Below are 19,044 nucleotides of genomic sequence, written 5' to 3' on the forward strand. Positions count from 1 at the left end.
TGAGCAGAGTGAACGAAGTGAACGTCGCGAGTTCCGCGGCAGGCCGGCTGCGCGAGCATCGCAGGGAAGTCGGCGCGCAGCGCCGACCGCCACAGTGGCACGCCGCACCGCACACCCGCAGGCGCCTTTGCAGCGCGCGACCCATCCTTGCGACGAATCCCCTCTACGCTTGATCGTGAACGGGGATCAGGCCAACGCGAGATACACCCGTCCCCGTTCAATCTTCACCGGATAGCTGCGCAAATCCTCGGTGACCGGCGCGCACATCGCCTTGCCGCTGCGCACGTCGAACTTGCCCTGATGCAGCGGACACTCGATCTCGTGCCCTTCGAGAAAGCCGTCGCACAGCCGCGCGTGGCCGTGAGTGCAGGTGTTGCTGGTGGCGAAGACCTCGCCGTCCACGCTGTAGATCGCGATGTCGAGCCCCTGGACCTCCAGGCCTATCACATCGTCCTCGGGCAGTTCATCAAGCGCAGCGGCGTCGATCCAATCGGTTGTGGTGCTCATCGTGGGTTCATCCTGGTAGGTGTCAGTTCTCGGGCTTCAGCCCGGCGCGCTCTATCACCGGCTTCCAGCGTCGCAGCTCCTCGTTCATGAAGCTCGCGAGCTCCTGTGGCGTGCTGCCCACCGGATCGAAGTACGCCGTTGCGAGGCGCTGGCGCGTCGCCTCGTCCTTGAGCACCGCGGCGATCTCGCGGCTCATGCGCTGCACCACCTCGGGCGGCGTGCCCTTGGGCGCCATGTAGGCGAACCAGGGCACGGCCTGAATGTCCGGCACGCCCGATTCGCGCAGCGTCGGCAGCTCGGGCAGCAACGGTGAGCGCTCGGCCGAGGTCACGGCCAAGGCCTTGAGCCGCCCGGCCTTGGCCTGCGGCATCACGGCCACGGGCGGCAGGCAGGCGTACTGCACGTCGCCCTGGATGATGGCGGTGGTCGCCTGACCCGAGGAGGCATAGGGAATGTGGACCGCGAAGGACTTCGTCTTCAGCTTGATCAGCTCCACACCCAGGTGCGAGATCGAGCCGCTGCCCGTCGAGGCGAAGTTGAACTTGCCCGGGTTGCGCTGCATGGCGGTGAGCCAGCCCTTGACCGAATCCGCGCCCAGCGCGTTCGACACCACGCAGACGTTGGGCGTGGTGGCGGCCAGCGACACCGGCTGCAAGTCGCGGAACGGGTCGTAGGGCAGGTTCTTGTAGAGCACCGTGTTGTAGACGAGTGGCGCGTTGACCGACAGCAGGAAGGTGTAGCCGTCGGGCTGTGCCTTCGCGACCAGGTCCGTGCCGCTGTTGCCGCCCGCGCCCGGCTTGTTGTCCACGACCAGGGGCTGGCCGAGGCGGCCCGCGAGCTTGTCGTTGACGATGCGCGCCAGGATGTCTGGCGAGGAACCGGCAGCGAAGGGCACCACGATCCGCACCGGGCGCTGCGGCCAGTCCTGCGCCGCGGCGTGGGCGGCGGACAAGGACAGCAGCGCAAGGGGAAAAAGGCGAAGCCGCGTCATGACTGCTCTCCGATCTCGACCATCTCCGCATGGTCGCGCTGCTCGCGCGCGATGAAGCCCGCCACCAGCGCGCGGTAGGCAGCCTCGACCACTTCGGGATAGGCGCCCTTCTCCTCGGCGAGCCGCCGCACCTTGTCGAACACCTCCTGCTGGCGCTGCGGTGCCGAGACCTGGAAGGCATCGCGCTTGAAGCGCGCCGCGTCCTTCACATAGCGGCCGCGCTCGGCCAGCAGCTCGACGATCTGCGCATCGATCGCATCGATGCGCTCGCGCAGCTGGGCCAGGTTGTCGGCCAGCGGCACATAGGCCGGGTCGAGGAAGCGGCGCAGCGGGGCACCATGGGCATCGGGTTCTTTTTCTGTCATGTCTCAGATCGGATAGATGATGGAATTCGGGATCATTTCGCTGTCGTACACCACCAGCCGCGACGCGAACTTCAGCCCCTCGGGCTTGCGCACAACCGTGTCGATATAGCGGCCCACGTTGAACACCGTCGACAGCTCGCTCAGCTTGGTGCGGAACACCGCGTAGTTGGCCTCGCTGTGGATGGTGCCGTCCTCATCGACCTTGTGCACCAGCGGCTGGCCGACCACGTGGCGCTGGTAGTAGGGGTCGTGGAACAGCGTCTCGCGAATGCCGTACACCCGGTCCTCGAGCATGCCCCTACTCTCGAAGGACAGCGTGGCCAGCGGCAGGCCGCGCTCGTGGTTCTCGCGCGGCTGCAGGCGGTAGCTGCAGTCCTCGATGAAGAAGGCCGGCCATAAGTCCCAGTTGCCGGAATCGACGGCGCGCGCGTAGTCGGCATAGAGCTGGCTGAGCGCGAAGTAGTCCTCGAAGCTCATGGTCATGCCTCCATCACCTCGCGCCAGTATTTGTACATGCCGCGGATCAGCGTCTCGGTCACCATGTGGTCCGTGTCCTCCACCTCGCGCCCGCCCAGCTCGGCCAGCGTGCGGTGATACGGCTTCTGCTCGAAGCCCTGCTGCGAGAACTCGATCACCTCGCCATCGTCGGCCGAGACGAAGCCCGCCGGCCCGAACAGGTTGGCCTGGCGCAGGCGGCGCTGCTGCATCTCCTCGCTGTCGTCCTCGAAGCCGAAGTGCGTCCACACGAAATCGAAGGCGTCGTGGCCCACCGGCTGGATGTGGCGCGTCGAGACGCTGTTGACCTGCTGCTGCAGGATCACGCTCGGGAACAGCGTCGTCATCACCGCCGTCGGCCCGCCCCACCAGGCCTCGGGCACGATGTCCAGGAAGCGCGGGTCCTTCAGCTGCATGCTCTCCTTGAAGCTGGAGACCTGCGTCACCTGCGCCGCCTTGCCGGCGCTGCCGCGGGTCGAGATCATCGCGGCGTGGCGGCCGCGCGCGTCCATCTTCAGCTCCGACTTGTTGTCGGCGCGCCAGAGCCCGAAGGTCACGAACCAGGTGTGCAGCAGCCCCGGGTGGTACGGGTCCTTGATGTTCTCCTGCATCAGCTTCCAGTTGCCCGGGATGCGCTGGCGGTTGTAGCCGAGGATCTTCAGCTTTCGACCATCGAAGAGACGGTCGAAGTAGTGCAGGATCGCCGGCCCCATGAAGTCCTCGAGCGACTCGATCTCATGGTCGAAGGACGCGAAGACCACCCCACCGCGCGTGGCCACCTTGAGCTTGTTGAGGCTGTTCTCCTCCAGCTTGAAGTCGGCCGGCATGCCGCCGTTGACCTTGCCGTCCTGCTTCACGCCGCGGCGGAAGGGCACGCCCTGCAGGTCGCCCTTCAGCGTGTAGTTCCACTGGTGGTAGGGGCAGACGAATTCCTTGCGGTTGCCCTGGCGCTCGCGGCAGAAGCGCATGCCGCGATGGGCGCAGACGTTCTCCACCACGTTGATGCCGCCGTCCGCGTCGCGCACCATGATCACGGAGCGCTCGCCGATCGCGGTGCGCTTGAAGTCGCCCGCGTTCGGGATCTCCGCCTCCAGGCCCACATAGCACCAGTGCTTGCTGTAGAAGAAGCGCTCCAGCTCCTTCTTGTGCAGTTCCTCGCCGGTGTAGGCCATGAAGGGAATGCGGCTGGTCTTCTCCGATTCCCAGCGCAGCTCGCGCGGGAAGACGGTGGCGGGGTTGGCGTTCGTCATGGGGTCTCCTTCTTCTGGTCTTTGCCTCAGGCCGCCTGTGGATAGAAGGCGTCGGCATGGATCTTCTCGATGGGCAGCCCGCGCTCCTCGAGCAGCAGCGTGACGGCCTCCACCATCGGTGGCGAGCCGCAGAGATAGGCACGCCATCCCTCGAAGCCGGCGGGCCAGTCGGCGCGGATGGCATCGGTGATCAGGCCCTGGCGCATGCCCGGGCGCATCGGCCCGGTGACGCCGACCACATGCACCTTCAGTGCCGGATGCAGCGCCTGCAGCTCGCGCAGTTCCTCGAGCCCGTACACGTCGGCGTCCGACCGCACGCCGAAGTAGAGATGGATGGGGTTGGCCATGCCGGCCTCGATCGCGCCGCGCACGATAGCCAGCACCGGCGCCAGCCCTGTGCCGCCGGCCGCGCAGAGCATGGGCCCCTCGTGCCGCGTGCGCAGGTAGGCCGCCCCCATCGGCCCGCTGACGCGCACCGCGTCGCCGGGCTTGAGCTTCTCGAACACATAGTCGGTGACGCGGCCACCCGGCACGCGCCGCACATGGAACTCCAGCTCCGCGTCGCCGCTGGTGCGCGCCATCGAATACGGCCGTGCATGCTCCGGCGCGAACTGCAACTGCGCATACTGCCCCGGCGAAAAGGACAGCGGCTTGGCCGGCTTCAGGCGCAGCCGCCGGATGTCGTGCGTGAGCATGTCGATGCCTGCGATCGTGGCCTTGACGATGCGCGCCGGGTGCACCACCACCTCGTCGGGCTCGGGGATCTCGATGGTGCAGCTCTCGGTCAGCGTGCTCTGGCAGGCCAGCACGTGGTGCTCGCGGGGGCCATCGGGCCGCATCGCGCCCGGCCCCGGGCCGCCATCGAGCAGCCGGCCTTCGACCAGCTTGCAGCGGCAGGTGCCGCAGCGCCCGGCCATGCAGCTGTACGAGACCGGCACCTGGTGCTCGCGCAGCACCTCGAGCAGGTTCGCGCCGGGGCGAACGTCGAGGGTGCGGCCCAGGGGGCGGATGTGCAGGTCCATGGCGCCGATCATCGGCTCGGGCTGCACATTGGCCAATAGAATCTCGTGAATTCGTCGAATCACTGCCGTGAATAAAGGTGCGCTCGCATGCAGCTCAAGGACATCGACCTGAACCTGCTCCTGGTCTTCGACCGCATGCTGGCCGAGAAGCGCGTCTCGGCGGTGGCCGAGGCGCTCGGCCTCTCGCAACCGGCCATCAGCAATGCGCTCGCGCGACTGCGCCGCGTGTTCGGCGACGAGCTGTTCCTGCGCACCGCGCGCGGCATGGAGCCCACGCCCTTCGCGCTGCAGCTGGCCGAGCCGGTGGCCTATGCCATGAGCGCGCTGCATGGCGCACTGAACCAGCACACCGTCTTCGAGCCCGCCACCAGCACGCGCGGCTTCACGCTCGCGATGACCGACATCGGCGAGATCTACTTCACGCCGCTGCTGATGGAGCTGCTCGCGCGCACCGCACCGGGGGTGACCATCAGCACCGTGCGCAACACCGCCGTGAACCTGCGCGATGCGATGGAGGCCGGACACGTGGACATCGCCATCGGACTGCTGCCGCAGCTGAAGACCAGCATCTTCCAGCGACGGCTGTTCCGGCAGCGCTACGTGTGCCTGTTCAGCGCGGCGCATCCGCTGGCTGCCCGGCCGCGGATCTCGCTCAAGGACTTCTCGGCTGCCGACCACCTGCTGGTGCAGGCCGTCGGCACCGGCCACGGCCAGGTCGACGAGTTGATGGCGGCGCAGGGCATCGTGCGCCGCGTCCGGCTGACCGTGCCGCACTTCGTGGCCATCGGCCACATCCTGCGCGCCACGCCGATGATCGCCACCGTGCCCGAGCGCCTGGCCCGCAGCATCGCCGAGCCCTTCGGGCTGGTCTGGCGCGCGCACCCCGCGAAGCTGCCGGAGATCGCGATCAACTGCTTCTGGCACGCGCGCTTCCACCGCGATCCGGGCAACCAGTGGCTGCGCGGGCTGCTGTTCGAGCACTTCGCGGACGGCTGAGGTGGCTGCCGCGACGCGCTATGCGCAAAGCGGCTAAGCATGCGCGAAAGCCTTCGTTGGAAAGCACACAGGCCGCCCGCCAAAGATGTTTCGCTCATTTGAAAGCAACGAATCGGTAGTTCTCCGATCGGCCTCGCACTCGCAGAATCGGCCGCCTCTTCACGCCGCACCGGCAACCCATCAATTCCAGGAGCCTTCACGATGAGCACCCCCGCATCCTCTCCCGCAATCGACACCAGCTTCGACGGCCTGCGCATACGCCGCGTGGCCGGCAACATCGGAGGCGAGGTACAGGAATTCGCGCTGTCCGGCGAGCTGCCGCCCGAGCGCATCGAGCAGCTGCATGCGGCGCTGGTGAAGTACAAGGTGCTGTTCTTCCGCGGGCAGACGCAGCTCGACGACAGCGCGCACCAGGCCTTCGGCGCACGCTTCGGCCGCACGGTCGCGCATCCCACCGTGCCCTCCCCGCAGGGCACGCAGCTGTTCGAGCTGGATGCCTCCAAGGGCGGTGGGCGCGCCGACTCCTGGCACACCGACGTGACCTTCGTCGATGCCTTTCCGAAGATCTCGATCCTGCGCGCGGTGAAGATCCCCGCCTACGGCGGCGACACCGTCTGGGCCAACACCGCCCACGCCTACGAACGGCTGCCCGCGCACCTGAAGCAGCTGGCCGACCAGCTCTGGGCCGTGCACGGCAACGACTACGACTACGGCGCCGACCGCGTGCAGGTCGAGGAGCAGCGCCTGCGCCATCACCGCGAGGTGTTCGTCTCGGCGGTGTACGAGGCCGAACACCCGGTGGTGCACGTGCATCCCGTCTCGGGCGAGCGGGCGCTGCTGCTGGGCCACTTCGTGAAGAAGCTGGTCGGCCTGTCGAGCAGCGAGTCGGCCCGCATCTTCGAGTTGCTGCAGAACCGCGTGATCCGCCTGGAGAACACCGTGCGCTGGGCCTGGCAGCAGGACGACGTGGCGATCTGGGACAACCGCTCCACGCAGCACTTCGCGATCAACGACTACGGCAACCAGCCGCGCCTGGTGCGCCGCGTGACGGTGCACGGCGAGACCGCCATCGCGGTCGACGGCCAGCGCAGCCGCACGCGCAGCCGGCCCGAGGCCACGAACGACGCGCGCATCGACGAATTGATCGCCGCCACCGCATGAACCCCTCCATGACACACGCATCTCACCCCGACCCCTTGCGCCGCCACCTGCTCGGGGCCTGCGCCGCGCTCGGCGCCGGCGCGCTCTGGCCGGCGCTCGCGGGCGCGCAAGGCGCGAAGAAGTTCGCTGGAGTCACGCTCAACGTCTCGACCTTCAGCGCCGCCTATCCGAAGCTCATCCAGCAGTGGTTGCCGGAGTTCGAGGCGCTGACCGGAGCCAAGGTCAACTTCGACGCGCCCTCCTTCCCCGTCTACAACCAGCGCGTGGACCTCGAGCTCTCGACCAAGGGCGCGGCCTACGACGTCGTCAACGTCACCTTCATCTATTCGAGCCGCTGGATCAACTCGGGCTGGCTCACGCCGCTGGACGACTTCATCAGGAACCCCAACCTGACGCCGGCCGATTTCCACCTCGACGATTTCCTGCCCGGCGCGCGCGCCCCCGAAACCGGCAAGGACGGCAAGCTCTACGGCGTTCCATGGACGGCCGAGGCGCTGCTCACCGCCTCGTCGCGCTTCGACCTCGTGGAAAAAGCGGGGCTGGCATTTCCGGACACGACCGACGACCTCGTCAAGGTGCTGCGCGCCGTCCACCGCAAGGAGCGCGTGGCCGGCTTCGTTGCCGACAACCACTACGGCTGGACCTTCGTGCCCTACCTGCATGCCTTCGGCGGCGACGTGTTCCGCAAGGCGCCCGACGACCTGTTCCCGACGCTCGACACGCCGGAGGCCATCGCCGCCGCCGAGTACTACGCCAACCTGCTGAAGGAGTTCGGCCCGGACGGCGCGATCACCTACCAGCCCGACCAGGTGACCCAGGCCCTCAAGCTGGGCCGCGTCAACTTCACCGACGCCGGGCAGCTGCACCTCGCGCAATTGGGTGACCCCGCCACGAGCAAGACGGTGAAGACCGTGAAGTTCGGCCTCGTTCCGAAGGGCCCCGCGGGCCGCTTCCCGGGCACGGCGGTGCACGGCCTCGGCATCCCTGCCGGCTCCCGGCAGAAGGAGGCGGCCTGGGCCTTCATCCAATGGGCGCTTTCCAAGCAGACCACGCGCCGCGCGGTGGCGGCGGGCTACGGCTCGCCGGCACGGCGCTCCGACATCGAGTCGGCGGAGTTCCGGCAGAAGCAGGTGATCAACGGCAGCGACCTCGCGAAGCTTTCGCTCGACTCCATCGAGCTCGCGGCGAAGACGGGGCACATGAAGTACCGCACGGTCTCGGTCTACCCGCAGGTCGACCAGCAGCTCAACAAGGCGATCGAGCTGATCGCCAGCGGCCAGCTCTCGGCCAAGCAGGCGCTGCAGCAGGCCCAGGCCAACTCGATTGCCGAGCTCAAGCGCGCGGGGCAGAAGCTGTGAGCCACGCCCTCCCCGCCGCGGGCTGGGAGGCCGAACGGCGCCGCGCCTTCCTGGCCGGCCTCTCGCCCTCGCTGGCCGTGCTGCTGCTGATCACGCTGGTGCCCGCGGCGGCCCTGGTTGTGGCCAGCTTCACGCCGCTGAGCCTGACCGATCCGGCGGCGAGCTTCCGCTTCGACGATCCGCTGGTCAACTACCGCCAGCTGCTGCACGACGAGCGCTTCCTCGCCTCGATCGCGGTGCAGCTGAAGCTCTCGTCCTCCAGCGTCGCGCTGCAGCTAATCGCGGGCCTTGGCCTGGCACTGCTGCTCAACGGGAAGTCGCGCCTGCTCGAAGGCGCGAGAACCGCCTTCCTGATACCGATGGTGCTGCCGCCGATCGTGGTCGCGTTGATCTGGAAGATCATGTACACGCCCGACGTCAGCCCGGTCCACCGCACGCTGGAGAGCGTGGGCCTGCCGGTGCGCTCGCTGATCGCCGACCCCGATACAGCGCTGTGGGCGATCTCGCTCGCGGACACCTGGCAGTGGTTCCCCTTCACCATGCTGATGGTGCTCGCCACCCTGCAGATGATCCCCGACGATCCGCTGGAGGCCGCGCGGCTGGAAGGCGCGAGCCGCTGGCAGCTGTTCCGCCACATCGTGCTGCCCTACCTGCGGCCGGTGCTGGTGGTGTGCGGGCTGTTCCGGCTGATCGACAGCTTCAAGGCCTTCCCGCTCATCTACGTTCTGACCAACGGAGGGCCGGGCAACGTGACCGAGGTCACCAACTACTACGGCTTCATCCAGGCCTTCAACTTTTCCTACTGGGGCTATGCGAGCGCGATCGCGACGGTCATGCTCGCGGGCGTGTTCGTGCTGAGCTGGCTGATCGGCCGGCTGGGCTGGAGCGACCATGGCCAGCGCTGACGCCGCCCTGCATGCCGGCGAGCTGGCAAGCGCGCATGAGGAAGGCCTGCAGCAGCCCGCCGCGGCCGCGTCGCACCGGAGCCGCAACTGGCTCGCAGCGCACGGCCGCTCGCTGGTCGTGGCCCTGCTGCTGCTGGTGGTGCTCTCGCCCTTCCTCTGGCTGGTGCAGCTGGCCTTCCGGCCCGCGGCCGATATCTTCGACGAGCGACTGCTCTTCACGCCCACGCTCGAGGGCTTCGCCAGCCTGCTGCAGGGCAACTTCCTGAAGTCCTTCTGGAACAGTCTGGCGGTGAGCACGCTGTCCACCGGCCTGTCGCTGGTGATCGGCGTGCCCGCCGCGTATGCGCTCACGCGCTGGAATTTCAAAGGCCGCAACCGCATCGCGCTGTGGATCCTCGTGACCCGCATGGCGCCGCCGATCGCCTTCACCATCCCCTTCTTCCTGGCGTATCAATACCTCGGCCTGCAGGACACGGTGATCGGCCTGGCCATCGTCTACCTGACCTTCAACCTCGCGATCGTGATCTGGCTCATGCAGACCTTCTTCGAGGCGGTGCCGGCCACGCTGGAAGAGGCGGCCTGGATCGACGGCTGCGGCGTCTGGCAGGCCTTCTGGCGCGTCGCCCTCCCGCTCACCGCGCCGGGGCTCGCGGCCACCGCGGTGCTGTGCTTCATCTTCTCGTGGAACGACTTCTTCTACGCGCTGATCCTGACGCGCACCAATGCCATCACCGCGCCGGTGGCGATCGTCAACTTCCTGCAGTACGAAGGCTGGGAGTGGACCAAGATCGCCGCCAGCGGAACGCTGGTGATGTTCCCGGTGGTCATCTTCACCGTGCTCGTTCGCAAGTACCTGGTGCGCGGGCTCACCGCCGGCGCCGTCAAGGATTGAGGTTTTCTCCATGAGCTCCATCACCCTGCGGCAACTCGCCAAGGACTTCGGCGGCACGCCGGTGATCCGCGGCATCGACATCGACATCGGCGACGGCGAGTTCGTCGCACTGGTCGGTCCTTCGGGCTGCGGCAAGTCGACGCTGCTGCGCATCATCGCGGGACTGGAGAGCGCCGACCAGGGCGACATCCTGCTGGGCGAGCGGCGCATCAACGAGGTGGCGCCGCGCGACCGCGACGTGGCGATGGTGTTCCAGAACTACGCGCTGTACCCGCACATGACGGTGGCGCAGAACCTGGGCTTCGGCCTGCGCATCCGCCGCGCACGGCCGGAAGAGATCGAGCGGCGCGTGCAGCAGGCGGCCGAGACCCTCGGCCTGCGCGAACTGCTCGGGCGCCGCCCGCGCCAGCTCTCGGGCGGCCAGCGCCAGCGCGTGGCCATGGGCCGCGCCATCGTGCGCCAGCCGCAGGCCTTTCTCTTCGACGAGCCGCTGTCGAACCTCGACGCCAAGCTGCGCGTGCAGATGCGCACCGAGATCAAGGCTTTGCACCAGCGCCTGGGCACGACCACCGTCTACGTGACGCACGACCAGGTCGAGGCGATGACGATGGCCGACCGCATCGTGGTGCTGAAGGAGGGCCGGGTCGAGCAGGCGGGTGCGCCGCTCGAGCTTTACGACCGGCCGCGCAATGCCTTCGTGGCCGGCTTCATCGGCTCGCCCGCGATGAACTTCATCCCGGGCCGGCTGCAGCTCGACGGCGCGCCGCATGTGCTGACGGACGACGGGCTGCGCCTGCCCGTGTCGCAGGCATCGCGCGGATCGCACGGCGACCGGGTGCTCTACGGCACGCGGCCGGAAGACTTCGTCATCGATGCCGGCCGGGGCATGCCCGCGGACATCGTGGTGGTCGAGCCGACCGGCTCCGAGACCCAGGTCGCGCTGCGCCTCGGCGGACATGACGTGATCGCCGCCTTCCGCGAGCGCATCGGCGCGCGCCCGGGCGACCGCCTGCCGCTGCGGCCGCTGCCCGACAAGGCCCACCTCTTCGACGCTGCCGGCGGGCAGCGGCTCAACTGAGCTTGTCGCTCGCATAGACGCCGATCGGCAAACGAAGAAAAAGATGCAGGCTTGGCAGCTTTCCGGATAAGGCCGGCGCGCTCGAGGACGCTGCGGGAAGGGCTGCGCGACTGGGGTACGCTTCAGTCCTGCCCCTGGATTTCACCCCAAAGCCGTCACACGCTGCCCATGAAAATTGCCACCTGGAACGTCAATTCCCTCACCGCCCGGCTCCAGCATGTGCTGGACTGGCTGATTGCCAACCCGGTCGACGTGCTGTGCCTGCAGGAGCTCAAGATGAGCGACGACAAGTTTCCGCTCGACGTGCTGCAATCGGCCGGCTATCACGCGGCAGTGTTCGGCCAGCGGACCTACAACGGCGTCGCGATCCTGAGCCTCGCGCCGCTGCGCGACGTCGCGAAGAACATCGGCGGCTTCGCGGACGACCATTCGCGCGTGATCAGTGCGACCCTCGACACGCCGTCCGGCGAGCTGCGCATCGTCAACGGCTACTTCGTCAACGGGCAGGCGCCCGGCACCGAAAAATTTGCCTACAAGCTGAGCTGGCTGCGCGCGCTGCACGAATGGCTGCGCGAAGAGCTGGCGGCGCATCCGCGGCTTGCGCTGCTGGGCGACTTCAACATCGCGCCGGAGGACCGCGACAGCTTCGATCCCGTGGGCCTGGCCGAGACCATCCATCACACCACCGAGGAGCGCGAGCACTTCAAGGCGCTGCTGCAGCTCGGGCTGGTGGACAGTTTCCGCCTGTTCGAGCAGCCGGAGAAGAGCTACTCTTGGTGGGACTACCGTATGCTGGGCTACCAGAAGAACCGCGGGCTGCGCATCGACCACATCCTCGTGAGCGAGCCGCTGGTGCCGCGGGCAAGGGGCTGCGTCATCGACCGCGTGCCCCGCAAGTGGGACAAGCCCAGCGACCATGCACCCGTGACCCTGGAGCTCGACGCATGAAAACCTTCACCACCGTATTCAAGGCCACGCTGCTCGCGGCCGCACTCGGACTCTCCGCCTGCTCGGTTTTCAAGCCGGACGCCCCCGCGGGCCCCGCGGCATCGCGCGACACCGTCAAGCCGGCAGACGAAGGCGTGTCCACCCCCTCGGCCGAGGTGCCCACCGTGCGCCTCATCACCCAGCAGACGCCGGCCGTGCGTGCCTATCGGAAGCTCGGCGCCCGGCACATCTACAACGCTTATCCCAAGCGCATCTACAAGGGGAAGATTCCGCCGCTGGTGTATGCCGTGGTGGTGACCGAAACCGACATCGACGCCAACGGGCAGGTCAAGGGCGTGCACTTCACCCGCACCCCAAGCCACGCGCCGGAGGTCAGCGGCAAGATCGCCGAGTTGATTCGCGAGGCCTCGCCGCTGCCGAACCCCGGCAAGCTCGGCGCGCACACCTATGTCGACACCTGGCTGTGGGACAAGAGCGGCCAGTTCCAGCTCGACACGCTGACGCTGGGCCAGCGCAGCCGCTGAGCGCGGGCAGCGGTCCGCTCGGACCTATTCCAGGCCGAGCTCCTGGATCTTGCGGGTGATGGTGTTGCGGCCGATGCCGAGCTTCTGCGCTGCCTCGATGCGGCGGCCCCGCGTGTTGGCCAGGGCGGTGAGGATCAGGCGCGACTCGAAGCGGCGCGACAGCGTGTCCCACACGTCGTGGCGCCCGGCCGCCAGCAGGCTCTGGGCCTCCTGCTCCAGGCCGCTTTCCCAACTGGCCACTTGGCCAATGGCGGCAGCCGGAGCGACCGGCACCGCGGCCGCGGGGGGGACGGCCGAAGGCGCGGCAGCTTCGCGTTCGGAGACCGCCGCCGGGGCCGCGCTCGCTGCGGCGGGCGGCGCCTCGACCGGCGCGCCGGCCATCACCTCGGGCGGCAGGTCCTTGGCCTCGATCAGCTGCGCCGGCGCCATCACGGTCAGCCAGTGGCAGATGTTCTCGAGCTGCCGGACGTTGCCGGGAAAAGCGAAGGTCGACAGCCGCGCCAGGGCCGCATCCGAGATGCGCTTGGGCTCGACGCCGAGCTGCTTGGCGCTCTGCTGCAGGAAGTGGCGGGTGAGCGCGGGCACGTCCTCGCCGCGTTCGCGCAAGGCGGGCAGCCGCAGCCGGATGACGTTGAGGCGGTGGAACAGGTCTTCGCGGAAGCCGCCCTGCTTCACGCGCAGCTCCAGGTCCTGGTGCGTGGCCGCGATCACGCGCACGTTGGCCTTGACCGAGTTGTGGCCGCCCACGCGGTAGAAGTGCCCATCGCTCAGCACGCGCAGCAGGCGCGTCTGCAGGTCGAAGGGCATGTCGCCGATCTCGTCGAGGAAGAGCGTGCCGCCCTCGGCCTGCTCGAAGCGCCCGCGCCGCATGGTCTGTGCGCCGGTGAAGGCACCGCGCTCGTGGCCGAAGAGCTCGCTCTCGAGCAGGTCCTTCGGGATCGCCGCGGTGTTGATGGCCACGAAGGGCCCGTTGGCGCGCGGCGAATGCTTGTGCAGCGCGCGTGCGACGAGCTCCTTGCCGCTGCCGGACTCGCCGGTGATCAGCACCGTCACGTTGCTCTGCGACAGCCGCCCGATCGCGCGGAAGACGTCCTGCATGGCCGGCGCCTGCCCCAGCATTTCGGGGGCGGCGGCCATGCGCTCCTCGGCCACTTCCTCGCGCTGGCTCTCGTCGACGGCGCGGCGGATCAGCTCCACGGCGCGCGGCAGGTCGAAGGGCTTGGGCAGGTACTCGAAGGCGCCGCCCTGGAAGGCCGAGACGGCGCTGTCGAGGTCGGAGAAGGCCGTCATGATGATGACGGGCAGGCCGGGATGCTTGGCCTTGATCTTGTCGAGCAGGTCCAGGCCCGAGCCGCCCGGCATGCGGATGTCGCTCACCAGCACCTGGGGGCCGAGCATCTCGTCGTCGGCCGCGGCTTCGAGCGCGGCCAGCACCTCGCGGGTATTGGTGAAGCTGCGGGTGGGCAGGTCCTCGCGCAGGAGCGCTTTTTCGAGCACGAAGCGTATCGATTGGTCGTCGTCCACTATCCAGATCGGCTTCATGCAGTTCCTTCTTCCCTGTCCTAAGGCAACGGTATCAATATCTTGAAATCAGTCCGGCCCGGAACACTGTCGCACTCGATCACGCCGTGGTGCTGTTGCACGAAAGTTTGCGCCAGCGTCAATCCAAGGCCTGTCCCGCCTTCCCTGCCCGACACCAGCGGGTAGAAGATGCGGTCCTTGATCGCGTCCGGCACGCCCGGTCCATTGTCGATGACATGCAATTCCAGTGCCAGTCGGTACCACTGCTTGTTGAATATCACCTGGCGCGCGATGCGGGTCTTGAAGGTGATGCGCGCGTCTCCCGCGGCGCGCCGCTCGGCGAGCGCCTGCGCCGCGTTGTGCACGATGTTGAGCGTGGCCTGGATCAGCTGCTCGCGGTCGCCGCGAAATTCGGGAATCGACACGTCGAAGTCGCGCTCGATGTGCAGGTCGCGCGGGAACTCCGCCAGGATCACCGAGCGCACGCGCTCGCAGACCTCGTGGATGTTGACGTCGCCCACCACGTGCGGGCGGCGGTGCGGCGCCAGCAGGCGATCGACCAGTGTCTGCAGGCGATCGGCCTCGTGGATGATGACTTGCGTGTACTCCACCAGGTCGCGCGACTCCACCTCCATCTGCAGCAGCTGCGCCGCGCCGCGGATGCCGCCCAGCGGGTTCTTGATCTCGTGCGCGAGGTTGCGTATCAGCTCCTTGTTGGCCTGCGCCTGGTCGAGCAGGCGCTCCTCGCGGTCTTGACGCACCTGCTGCTCGAGCGGCGACATCTCGATGATCAGCTCGCCCGCGCGGTCGCCTTGCGCGAGCGTCACCTGCACGGGCATGAGCTCGTGGTTGACGCGGCGCAGGAAGGCCTCGTAGCGCAGCGTGGCGAAGTCGTTGCTGCGCGCGCCGTCGATGGCGGTGCGCAGCACCTGGGGTTCATGGAAGCAGGCGCCGAACTGCGAGCCTTCGAGCGTGCGGCGCGAGGTGCCCAGCGCGTCCTCGAGGCCGGCATTGGCGAAGAGCACCGATCCGTCGGTGCGCACCACCGCGATCAGGGTGGAAAGGAGGTCGAAAGCCTGGAAACGCTTGGCGGCGGCAGCGGATTTGCCGAAGGCCATCAGCGCGTGGCCGGCAGTCGGCCGATTTCCCGGCGGATGCCGGCAATGTCGCTCTCGTTGCGGGCGATCTCGGCCTTCATCTCGGCCACCCGGTCGAGGTACTTCTGGTAGTTGCGGGACTCGCTGCCCTGCTTCTCGGGCTCGCCGTTGTTGTATTCCCGCAGGAGCTGCGCTTGGCGCTCCTCGGCCTTCTTGAGCTCTGACTCCAGCACCGAACGGGCTTCGCCGTCGCGAGCGCGCTGGTCGACGCTTTCGACGCGCGGGCTGCCGGGCGGCGACGGTGCCCGCACGGTGCTGCCGCTGCTGGGCGTGGCCGCCGCGACCGGCCGGCTTCCCTGCACCACGGTCACGTTGCCGCCTTCCATGACCTTGCAGCCGCGCTGCTGGGCGAGGGTCGCGTTGTTGGTGTATTCGTTGCCGCAGCGCCAGACACGTTCCTGCTGCGCCTGGGCCTGCATGTGGACGCCGGCCGCTGCCATGGCGGCCAGCAGGTAAACGAAACAAGTCTTCATGATCATCGTATGAAAGTGGGCAACCGGTGGCATTTTCATGCAATTCGATGGCGCCGCCACAGGGGGAAATCGCCCCAAGAAAAAAGGACGGCAAGCCGTCCTTTATTTCACTGAAAGGCGCCCCGTAAGGGCGATGCCCTTACAGGGAGTAGTACATGTCGAACTCGACCGGGTGCGTGGCCATGCGGAAGCGCGTGACTTCCTGCATCTTGAGGTCGATGTAGGCGTCGATGTAGGCATCGGTGAACACGCCGCCCTTGGTCAGGAAGGCACGGTCCTTGTCGAGGTAGTCGAGCGCCTGGTCGAGGCTGTGGCACACGGTCGGGATCAGCGCGTCCTCTTCCGGCGGCAGATGGTAGAGGTCCTTGCTGGCGGCCTCGCCCGGATGGATCTTGTTCTCCACGCCGTCCAGGCCGGCCATCAGCATGGCGGCGAAGCCGAGGTAGGGGTTCATCATCGGATCGGGGAAGCGCGCCTCGACGCGGCGGCCCTTCGGGTTGGCCACGAAGGGGATGCGGATCGAGGCCGAGCGGTTCTTGGCCGAGTAGGCCAGCTTCACAGGGGCTTCGAAGCCGGGCACCAGGCGCTTGTAGCTGTTGGTGCCGGGGTTGGTGATGGCATTCAGCGCACGGGCATGCTTGATGATGCCGCCGATGTAGTGCAGCGCGAAGTCGCTCAGGCCTGCATAGCCGTCGCCGGCGAACAGGTTCTTGCCGTCCTTCCAGACCGACTGGTGCACGTGCATGCCGGAGCCGTTGTCGCCGACGATGGGCTTGGGCATGAAGGTGGCGGTCTTGCCGTAGGCGTGGGCCACGTTGTGGATCACGTACTTCTGCAGCTGGACCCAGTCGGCGCGCTGGATCAGCGTGCTGAACTTGGTGCCGAGCTCCATCTGGCCGGCGTTCGCCACTTCGTGGTGATGCACTTCGACCGGGATGCCCAGCGACTCGAGCACCAGGCACATCTCGGAGCGCATGTCATGGAAGCTGTCGACCGGCGGCACGGGGAAGTAGCCGCCCTTGACGGCCGGGCGGTGGCCCGTGTTGCCGTGCTCGAATTCCTTGCCGGTGTTCCACGAGGCCTCTTCGGACTCGATCTTGACGAAGCAGCCGGACATGTCGTTCTGCCAGCGCACGCCGTCGAAGACGAAGAACTCGGGCTCCGGCCCGAAGAACGCGGTGTCGCCCAGGCCGGAGGCCTTCATGTAGGCCTCGGCGCGCTTGGCCAGCGAACGCGGGTCGCGCTCGTAGGGCTTGCCGTCGGTGGGGTCGACCACGTCGCAGGTCAGGATCAGGGTGGTCTCTTCGAAGAAGGGGTCGATGTTGGCCGTGTTCGGGTCGGGCATGAGCAGCATGTCCGAGGCTTCGATGCCCTTCCAACCGGCGATCGACGAGCCGTCGAAGGCGTGACCGTCGTTGAACTTGCCCTCGTCGAAGTGCGAGACCGGCACGGTCACGTGCTGCTCTTTGCCGCGGGTGTCGGTGAATCGAAAGTCGACGAACTTGACCTCGTTTTCCTTGACGAGTTTCAGTACATCGGCGACGGTCTTAGCCATCAGGCTTCTCCTAGGATTGGTAGTGGTTGGAAATCAGCGCGATCGGGAATGCAGTTTCTGTGCCATTGTCAGGGCCACGAAGGGGCGTCCAAGGCCCTGCGGCGCACCCAAAAACAGGCAAGTTGTAACCAAATTGGTGCCCATCCGATCAACGCACCAATTCAGGGCCAAGGCGTGCATCAAAGCTGTGCAGGCCTTCGAGTAGCTGCGCGTAGGCCGCGTCGACGCGCTCGGCCTGGCCCTTGACGCCGAGCTCGATGTGGCGGCCGTGCTCGGCGTGGTCGACGCTCGGCAGGCTGAAGACCTTGATGCCCGGATGCGTGCGCTCGATGGCTTCCATCAGCGGCGTGAGCGTGGCCTCCATGGCACCGTAGACGATCACCGACTTCTCGACCGCGCGGCCGCGCCCGAACAAGTGGCCGTAGCGCTCGTCGAGCACCGACTCGATCATCGGCCAGGCCATGACCGGAAAGCCGGGCACGAAATGCACGTCGGCCACGCTGAAGCCGGGGATCTTGTTGTAGGGGTTGCGAATGATCTTGGCCCCGAGCGGGAACACGCCCATATTGAGGCGGTGGATGTTGTCGGGGCGGACCGGGTCGTACACGGTGCCCTGCTCGCGCGCCGTGTCCTGCATGCGCTCCCGGATCAGGGCCTCGGCCTCCGGATGCAGGGCCAGCGGCACGCCCAGCGCGGCTGCGGCGCACTGGCGCGTGTGATCGTCGGGCGTGGCGCCGATGCCACCGGTGGAGAACACGATGTCGCCCGAGGCGAAGGCGCGGCCGAGCGCGGCGGTGATGCGGGTCGGCTCGTCGCCGACGTATTCGGCCCAGGCCAGTTGCAGGCCGCGGGCGGCGAGCAGCTCGATCAGCTTGGGCATGTGCTTGTCGACGCGCTTGCCCGAGAGGATCTCGTCGCCGACGACGAGCAGGCCGATGGAACGGGTCATGGAGCACCCCATTGGGTTGCGACAGCGCGGGCATCCGCCGCCTCGGCCGTCGTGGTGGGAAGGGCCGCCGCCGCACGCTGAGCCCGCAGCTGGGCCAGCGCATCCAGGCAGTAGTGCGAGAACCAGAGCGCGGAGAACGCGAACACCAGCGTATAGATCCAGATCGCAAGCGGCGCCAGCACCAGGAAGGCGGCGACGAAGAGCAGCCCGGACGCCCACACGATGCTGGGCGCGGCGCCCAGGTAGCCGCACAGCACGCCGATTCCGAGCAGCGGCAGCCGGTGGGCGCGCAGCAGGGTCGCACGCTCCTCGGGGTTCGCATGCTCGGCGAGGGCGTCGAAGCTCATGACGCGGTAGGTCAGCCAGCCCCAGATCAGCGGCGGCAGGATCAGCACGAGCGGCGGGATCAGCCAGAGCGGCATCGACACCACCAGCGCGAGCAGCGCCAGCACCGTGAGCCCCAGCGAGCGGAACACGCTGCCGAGGAAGGAAGCGCCCTTCTTCTGCTCCAGCGAGGGGAAGCGGCGCTCGGCCACCAGTCGCGTCAGTGCCGGTGCCATCAGGCCGGCGACGACCAGCAGCGCCACCACCACGATCAACGGCGTCGCGGCGATCACCACCACCATCGGCGCGACCACCGAAGTGACGTCGCTGGAGAACAGCCGCCCGATCCAGCCCCAGAAGCTGGCCAGCAGCGGCCAGGCCTCGAGCGCCTCGCGAGTCCAGGCGACGGTTGCGTCCCAGTAGAAGTATCCGAGCAGCGCAGCGAGCAGCACCATGAGCGCGAGCGGAAGCAGCGACAGCACGATCACCCGGGGGTGCATGCAATAGGCAACGGATCGCCAGAAGGAGTCGAGGAGGAGACGCATCGGGGGCAGAGGATAACGCCAGCGCGTG

General features: G+C 67.6%; 20 protein-coding genes. 8 read left to right on the plus strand and 12 right to left on the minus strand.

Features of this window, described 5'->3' with window-relative positions:
• Positions 1–186: 186 nt before the first annotated feature.
• From ACMGEZ_RS24455 to ACMGEZ_RS24480, 6 genes are read right to left on the minus strand one after another with little or no spacing between them, the layout of a single operon-like run.
• Positions 187–507, minus strand: a complete 321-nt coding sequence (locus ACMGEZ_RS24455; protein WP_436824878.1) for a non-heme iron oxygenase ferredoxin subunit — start codon at positions 505–507, stop codon at positions 187–189.
• 22 nt (positions 508–529) lie between these two features.
• The gene (locus ACMGEZ_RS24460; protein ID WP_436824879.1) at positions 530–1,498 is read right to left on the minus strand and encodes a Bug family tripartite tricarboxylate transporter substrate binding protein; all 969 of its coding nucleotides are present in this window, start codon (positions 1,496–1,498) and stop codon (positions 530–532) included.
• Positions 1,495–1,863: a chorismate mutase gene (locus ACMGEZ_RS24465; RefSeq protein ID WP_436824880.1), complete on the minus strand. Its 369-nt coding sequence runs from the start codon at positions 1,861–1,863 to the stop codon at positions 1,495–1,497. The genes ACMGEZ_RS24460 and ACMGEZ_RS24465 overlap by 4 nt, the downstream gene beginning before the upstream one ends.
• Positions 1,864–1,866: 3 nt before the next feature.
• Positions 1,867–2,340, minus strand: coding sequence for an aromatic-ring-hydroxylating dioxygenase subunit beta (locus ACMGEZ_RS24470; protein WP_436824974.1), 474 nt, complete (start codon positions 2,338–2,340; stop codon positions 1,867–1,869).
• Positions 2,341–2,342: 2 nt separating this feature from the next.
• A complete protein-coding gene (locus ACMGEZ_RS24475; RefSeq protein WP_436824881.1) occupies positions 2,343–3,608 on the minus strand; it encodes an aromatic ring-hydroxylating dioxygenase subunit alpha in 1,266 nt (421 codons plus the stop codon).
• Positions 3,609–3,634: 26 nt separating this feature from the next.
• Positions 3,635–4,630 (minus strand): 2Fe-2S iron-sulfur cluster-binding protein, encoded by a 996-nt coding sequence (locus ACMGEZ_RS24480; protein WP_436824975.1) that lies wholly within the window; start codon positions 4,628–4,630, stop codon positions 3,635–3,637.
• Positions 4,631–4,717: 87 nt separating this feature from the next.
• On the opposite strand from ACMGEZ_RS24480, the gene ACMGEZ_RS24485 reads away from it, so the two are divergent.
• From ACMGEZ_RS24485 to ACMGEZ_RS24520, 8 genes are all read left to right on the plus strand, one after another.
• A complete protein-coding gene (locus tag ACMGEZ_RS24485) occupies positions 4,718–5,626 on the plus strand; it encodes a LysR family transcriptional regulator (protein WP_436824882.1) in 909 nt (302 codons plus the stop codon).
• Positions 5,627–5,827: 201 nt separating this feature from the next.
• Positions 5,828–6,787: a TauD/TfdA dioxygenase family protein gene (locus ACMGEZ_RS24490; protein WP_436824883.1), complete on the plus strand. Its 960-nt coding sequence runs from the start codon at positions 5,828–5,830 to the stop codon at positions 6,785–6,787.
• Between the two features lie 8 nt (positions 6,788–6,795).
• The gene (locus ACMGEZ_RS24495; RefSeq protein ID WP_436824884.1) at positions 6,796–8,145 is read left to right on the plus strand and encodes an ABC transporter substrate-binding protein; all 1,350 of its coding nucleotides are present in this window, start codon (positions 6,796–6,798) and stop codon (positions 8,143–8,145) included.
• Positions 8,142–9,050, plus strand: a complete 909-nt coding sequence (locus ACMGEZ_RS24500; protein WP_436824885.1) for a carbohydrate ABC transporter permease — start codon at positions 8,142–8,144, stop codon at positions 9,048–9,050. Before ACMGEZ_RS24495 ends, ACMGEZ_RS24500 begins: the two co-directional genes overlap by 4 nt.
• On the plus strand, positions 9,037–9,942 hold the full coding sequence (locus ACMGEZ_RS24505; protein WP_436824886.1) for a carbohydrate ABC transporter permease: 906 nt from the start codon (positions 9,037–9,039) through the stop codon (positions 9,940–9,942). The genes ACMGEZ_RS24500 and ACMGEZ_RS24505 overlap by 14 nt, the downstream gene beginning before the upstream one ends.
• 10 nt (positions 9,943–9,952) lie before the next feature.
• Positions 9,953–11,020, plus strand: a complete 1,068-nt coding sequence (locus tag ACMGEZ_RS24510; protein WP_436824887.1) for an ABC transporter ATP-binding protein — start codon at positions 9,953–9,955, stop codon at positions 11,018–11,020.
• 168 nt (positions 11,021–11,188) lie between these two features.
• The gene (xth, locus tag ACMGEZ_RS24515) at positions 11,189–11,968 is read left to right on the plus strand and encodes an exodeoxyribonuclease III (RefSeq protein WP_436824888.1); all 780 of its coding nucleotides are present in this window, start codon (positions 11,189–11,191) and stop codon (positions 11,966–11,968) included.
• Positions 11,965–12,492 (plus strand): hypothetical protein, encoded by a 528-nt coding sequence (locus ACMGEZ_RS24520; RefSeq protein WP_436824889.1) that lies wholly within the window; start codon positions 11,965–11,967, stop codon positions 12,490–12,492. Before xth ends, ACMGEZ_RS24520 begins: the two co-directional genes overlap by 4 nt.
• A 24-nt stretch (positions 12,493–12,516) precedes the next feature.
• Here the strand turns inward: ACMGEZ_RS24520 and ntrC are convergent, their stop codons facing one another.
• The 6 genes from ntrC to ACMGEZ_RS24550 all read right to left on the minus strand — a co-directional run bounded on the left by ntrC (position 12,517) and on the right by ACMGEZ_RS24550 (position 19,016).
• Entirely contained in the window at positions 12,517–14,034 is a 1,518-nt protein-coding gene (ntrC, locus tag ACMGEZ_RS24525; protein ID WP_436824890.1) for a nitrogen regulation protein NR(I), read from the minus strand.
• Positions 14,035–14,054: 20 nt separating this feature from the next.
• Positions 14,055–15,131: a nitrogen regulation protein NR(II) gene (glnL, locus tag ACMGEZ_RS24530; RefSeq protein WP_436824891.1), complete on the minus strand. Its 1,077-nt coding sequence runs from the start codon at positions 15,129–15,131 to the stop codon at positions 14,055–14,057.
• A complete protein-coding gene (locus tag ACMGEZ_RS24535; protein ID WP_436824892.1) occupies positions 15,131–15,643 on the minus strand; it encodes a hypothetical protein in 513 nt (170 codons plus the stop codon). The genes glnL and ACMGEZ_RS24535 overlap by 1 nt, the downstream gene beginning before the upstream one ends.
• A 139-nt stretch (positions 15,644–15,782) precedes the next feature.
• Positions 15,783–17,198 (minus strand): type I glutamate--ammonia ligase, encoded by a 1,416-nt coding sequence (gene glnA / locus ACMGEZ_RS24540; protein WP_309970164.1) that lies wholly within the window; start codon positions 17,196–17,198, stop codon positions 15,783–15,785.
• A 148-nt stretch (positions 17,199–17,346) separates the two neighbouring features.
• Positions 17,347–18,147, minus strand: a complete 801-nt coding sequence (locus ACMGEZ_RS24545) for a competence/damage-inducible protein A (RefSeq protein ID WP_436824893.1) — start codon at positions 18,145–18,147, stop codon at positions 17,347–17,349.
• Complete coding sequence (locus tag ACMGEZ_RS24550) at positions 18,144–19,016, minus strand: EI24 domain-containing protein (RefSeq protein ID WP_436824894.1); 873 nt, start codon at positions 19,014–19,016, stop codon at positions 18,144–18,146. Before ACMGEZ_RS24550 ends, ACMGEZ_RS24545 begins: the two co-directional genes overlap by 4 nt.
• Between the last annotated feature and the right edge of the window lie 28 nt (positions 19,017–19,044).

Origin of the sequence: Variovorax stachyos (genome assembly GCF_051400855.1) — a bacterium.
GTDB lineage: Bacteria > Pseudomonadota > Gammaproteobacteria > Burkholderiales > Burkholderiaceae_C > Variovorax.

What these genes read in the sequence shown, in the direction of transcription:
- ntrC (WP_436824890.1), bottom strand. Translation starts at nt 14,034, where the DNA reads ATGAAGCCGATCTGGATAGTGGACGACGACCAATCGATACGCTTCGTG.
- glnA (WP_309970164.1), bottom strand. Translation starts at nt 17,198, where the DNA reads ATGGCTAAGACCGTCGCCGATGTACTGAAACTCGTCAAGGAAAACGAG.
- ACMGEZ_RS24480 (WP_436824975.1), bottom strand. Translation starts at nt 4,630, where the DNA reads ATGGACCTGCACATCCGCCCCCTGGGCCGCACCCTCGACGTTCGCCCC.
- ACMGEZ_RS24460 (WP_436824879.1), bottom strand. Translation starts at nt 1,498, where the DNA reads ATGACGCGGCTTCGCCTTTTTCCCCTTGCGCTGCTGTCCTTGTCCGCC.
- glnL (WP_436824891.1), bottom strand. Translation starts at nt 15,131, where the DNA reads ATGGCCTTCGGCAAATCCGCTGCCGCCGCCAAGCGTTTCCAGGCTTTC.
- ACMGEZ_RS24485 (WP_436824882.1), top strand. Translation starts at nt 4,718, where the DNA reads ATGCAGCTCAAGGACATCGACCTGAACCTGCTCCTGGTCTTCGACCGC.
- ACMGEZ_RS24550 (WP_436824894.1), bottom strand. Translation starts at nt 19,016, where the DNA reads ATGCGTCTCCTCCTCGACTCCTTCTGGCGATCCGTTGCCTATTGCATG.
- ACMGEZ_RS24495 (WP_436824884.1), top strand. Translation starts at nt 6,796, where the DNA reads ATGACACACGCATCTCACCCCGACCCCTTGCGCCGCCACCTGCTCGGG.
- xth (WP_436824888.1), top strand. Translation starts at nt 11,189, where the DNA reads ATGAAAATTGCCACCTGGAACGTCAATTCCCTCACCGCCCGGCTCCAG.
- ACMGEZ_RS24490 (WP_436824883.1), top strand. Translation starts at nt 5,828, where the DNA reads ATGAGCACCCCCGCATCCTCTCCCGCAATCGACACCAGCTTCGACGGC.
- ACMGEZ_RS24520 (WP_436824889.1), top strand. Translation starts at nt 11,965, where the DNA reads ATGAAAACCTTCACCACCGTATTCAAGGCCACGCTGCTCGCGGCCGCA.
- ACMGEZ_RS24455 (WP_436824878.1), bottom strand. Translation starts at nt 507, where the DNA reads ATGAGCACCACAACCGATTGGATCGACGCCGCTGCGCTTGATGAACTG.
- ACMGEZ_RS24535 (WP_436824892.1), bottom strand. Translation starts at nt 15,643, where the DNA reads ATGAAGACTTGTTTCGTTTACCTGCTGGCCGCCATGGCAGCGGCCGGC.
- ACMGEZ_RS24470 (WP_436824974.1), bottom strand. Translation starts at nt 2,340, where the DNA reads ATGAGCTTCGAGGACTACTTCGCGCTCAGCCAGCTCTATGCCGACTAC.
- ACMGEZ_RS24510 (WP_436824887.1), top strand. Translation starts at nt 9,953, where the DNA reads ATGAGCTCCATCACCCTGCGGCAACTCGCCAAGGACTTCGGCGGCACG.
- ACMGEZ_RS24545 (WP_436824893.1), bottom strand. Translation starts at nt 18,147, where the DNA reads ATGACCCGTTCCATCGGCCTGCTCGTCGTCGGCGACGAGATCCTCTCG.
- ACMGEZ_RS24505 (WP_436824886.1), top strand. Translation starts at nt 9,037, where the DNA reads ATGGCCAGCGCTGACGCCGCCCTGCATGCCGGCGAGCTGGCAAGCGCG.
- ACMGEZ_RS24465 (WP_436824880.1), bottom strand. Translation starts at nt 1,863, where the DNA reads ATGACAGAAAAAGAACCCGATGCCCATGGTGCCCCGCTGCGCCGCTTC.
- ACMGEZ_RS24475 (WP_436824881.1), bottom strand. Translation starts at nt 3,608, where the DNA reads ATGACGAACGCCAACCCCGCCACCGTCTTCCCGCGCGAGCTGCGCTGG.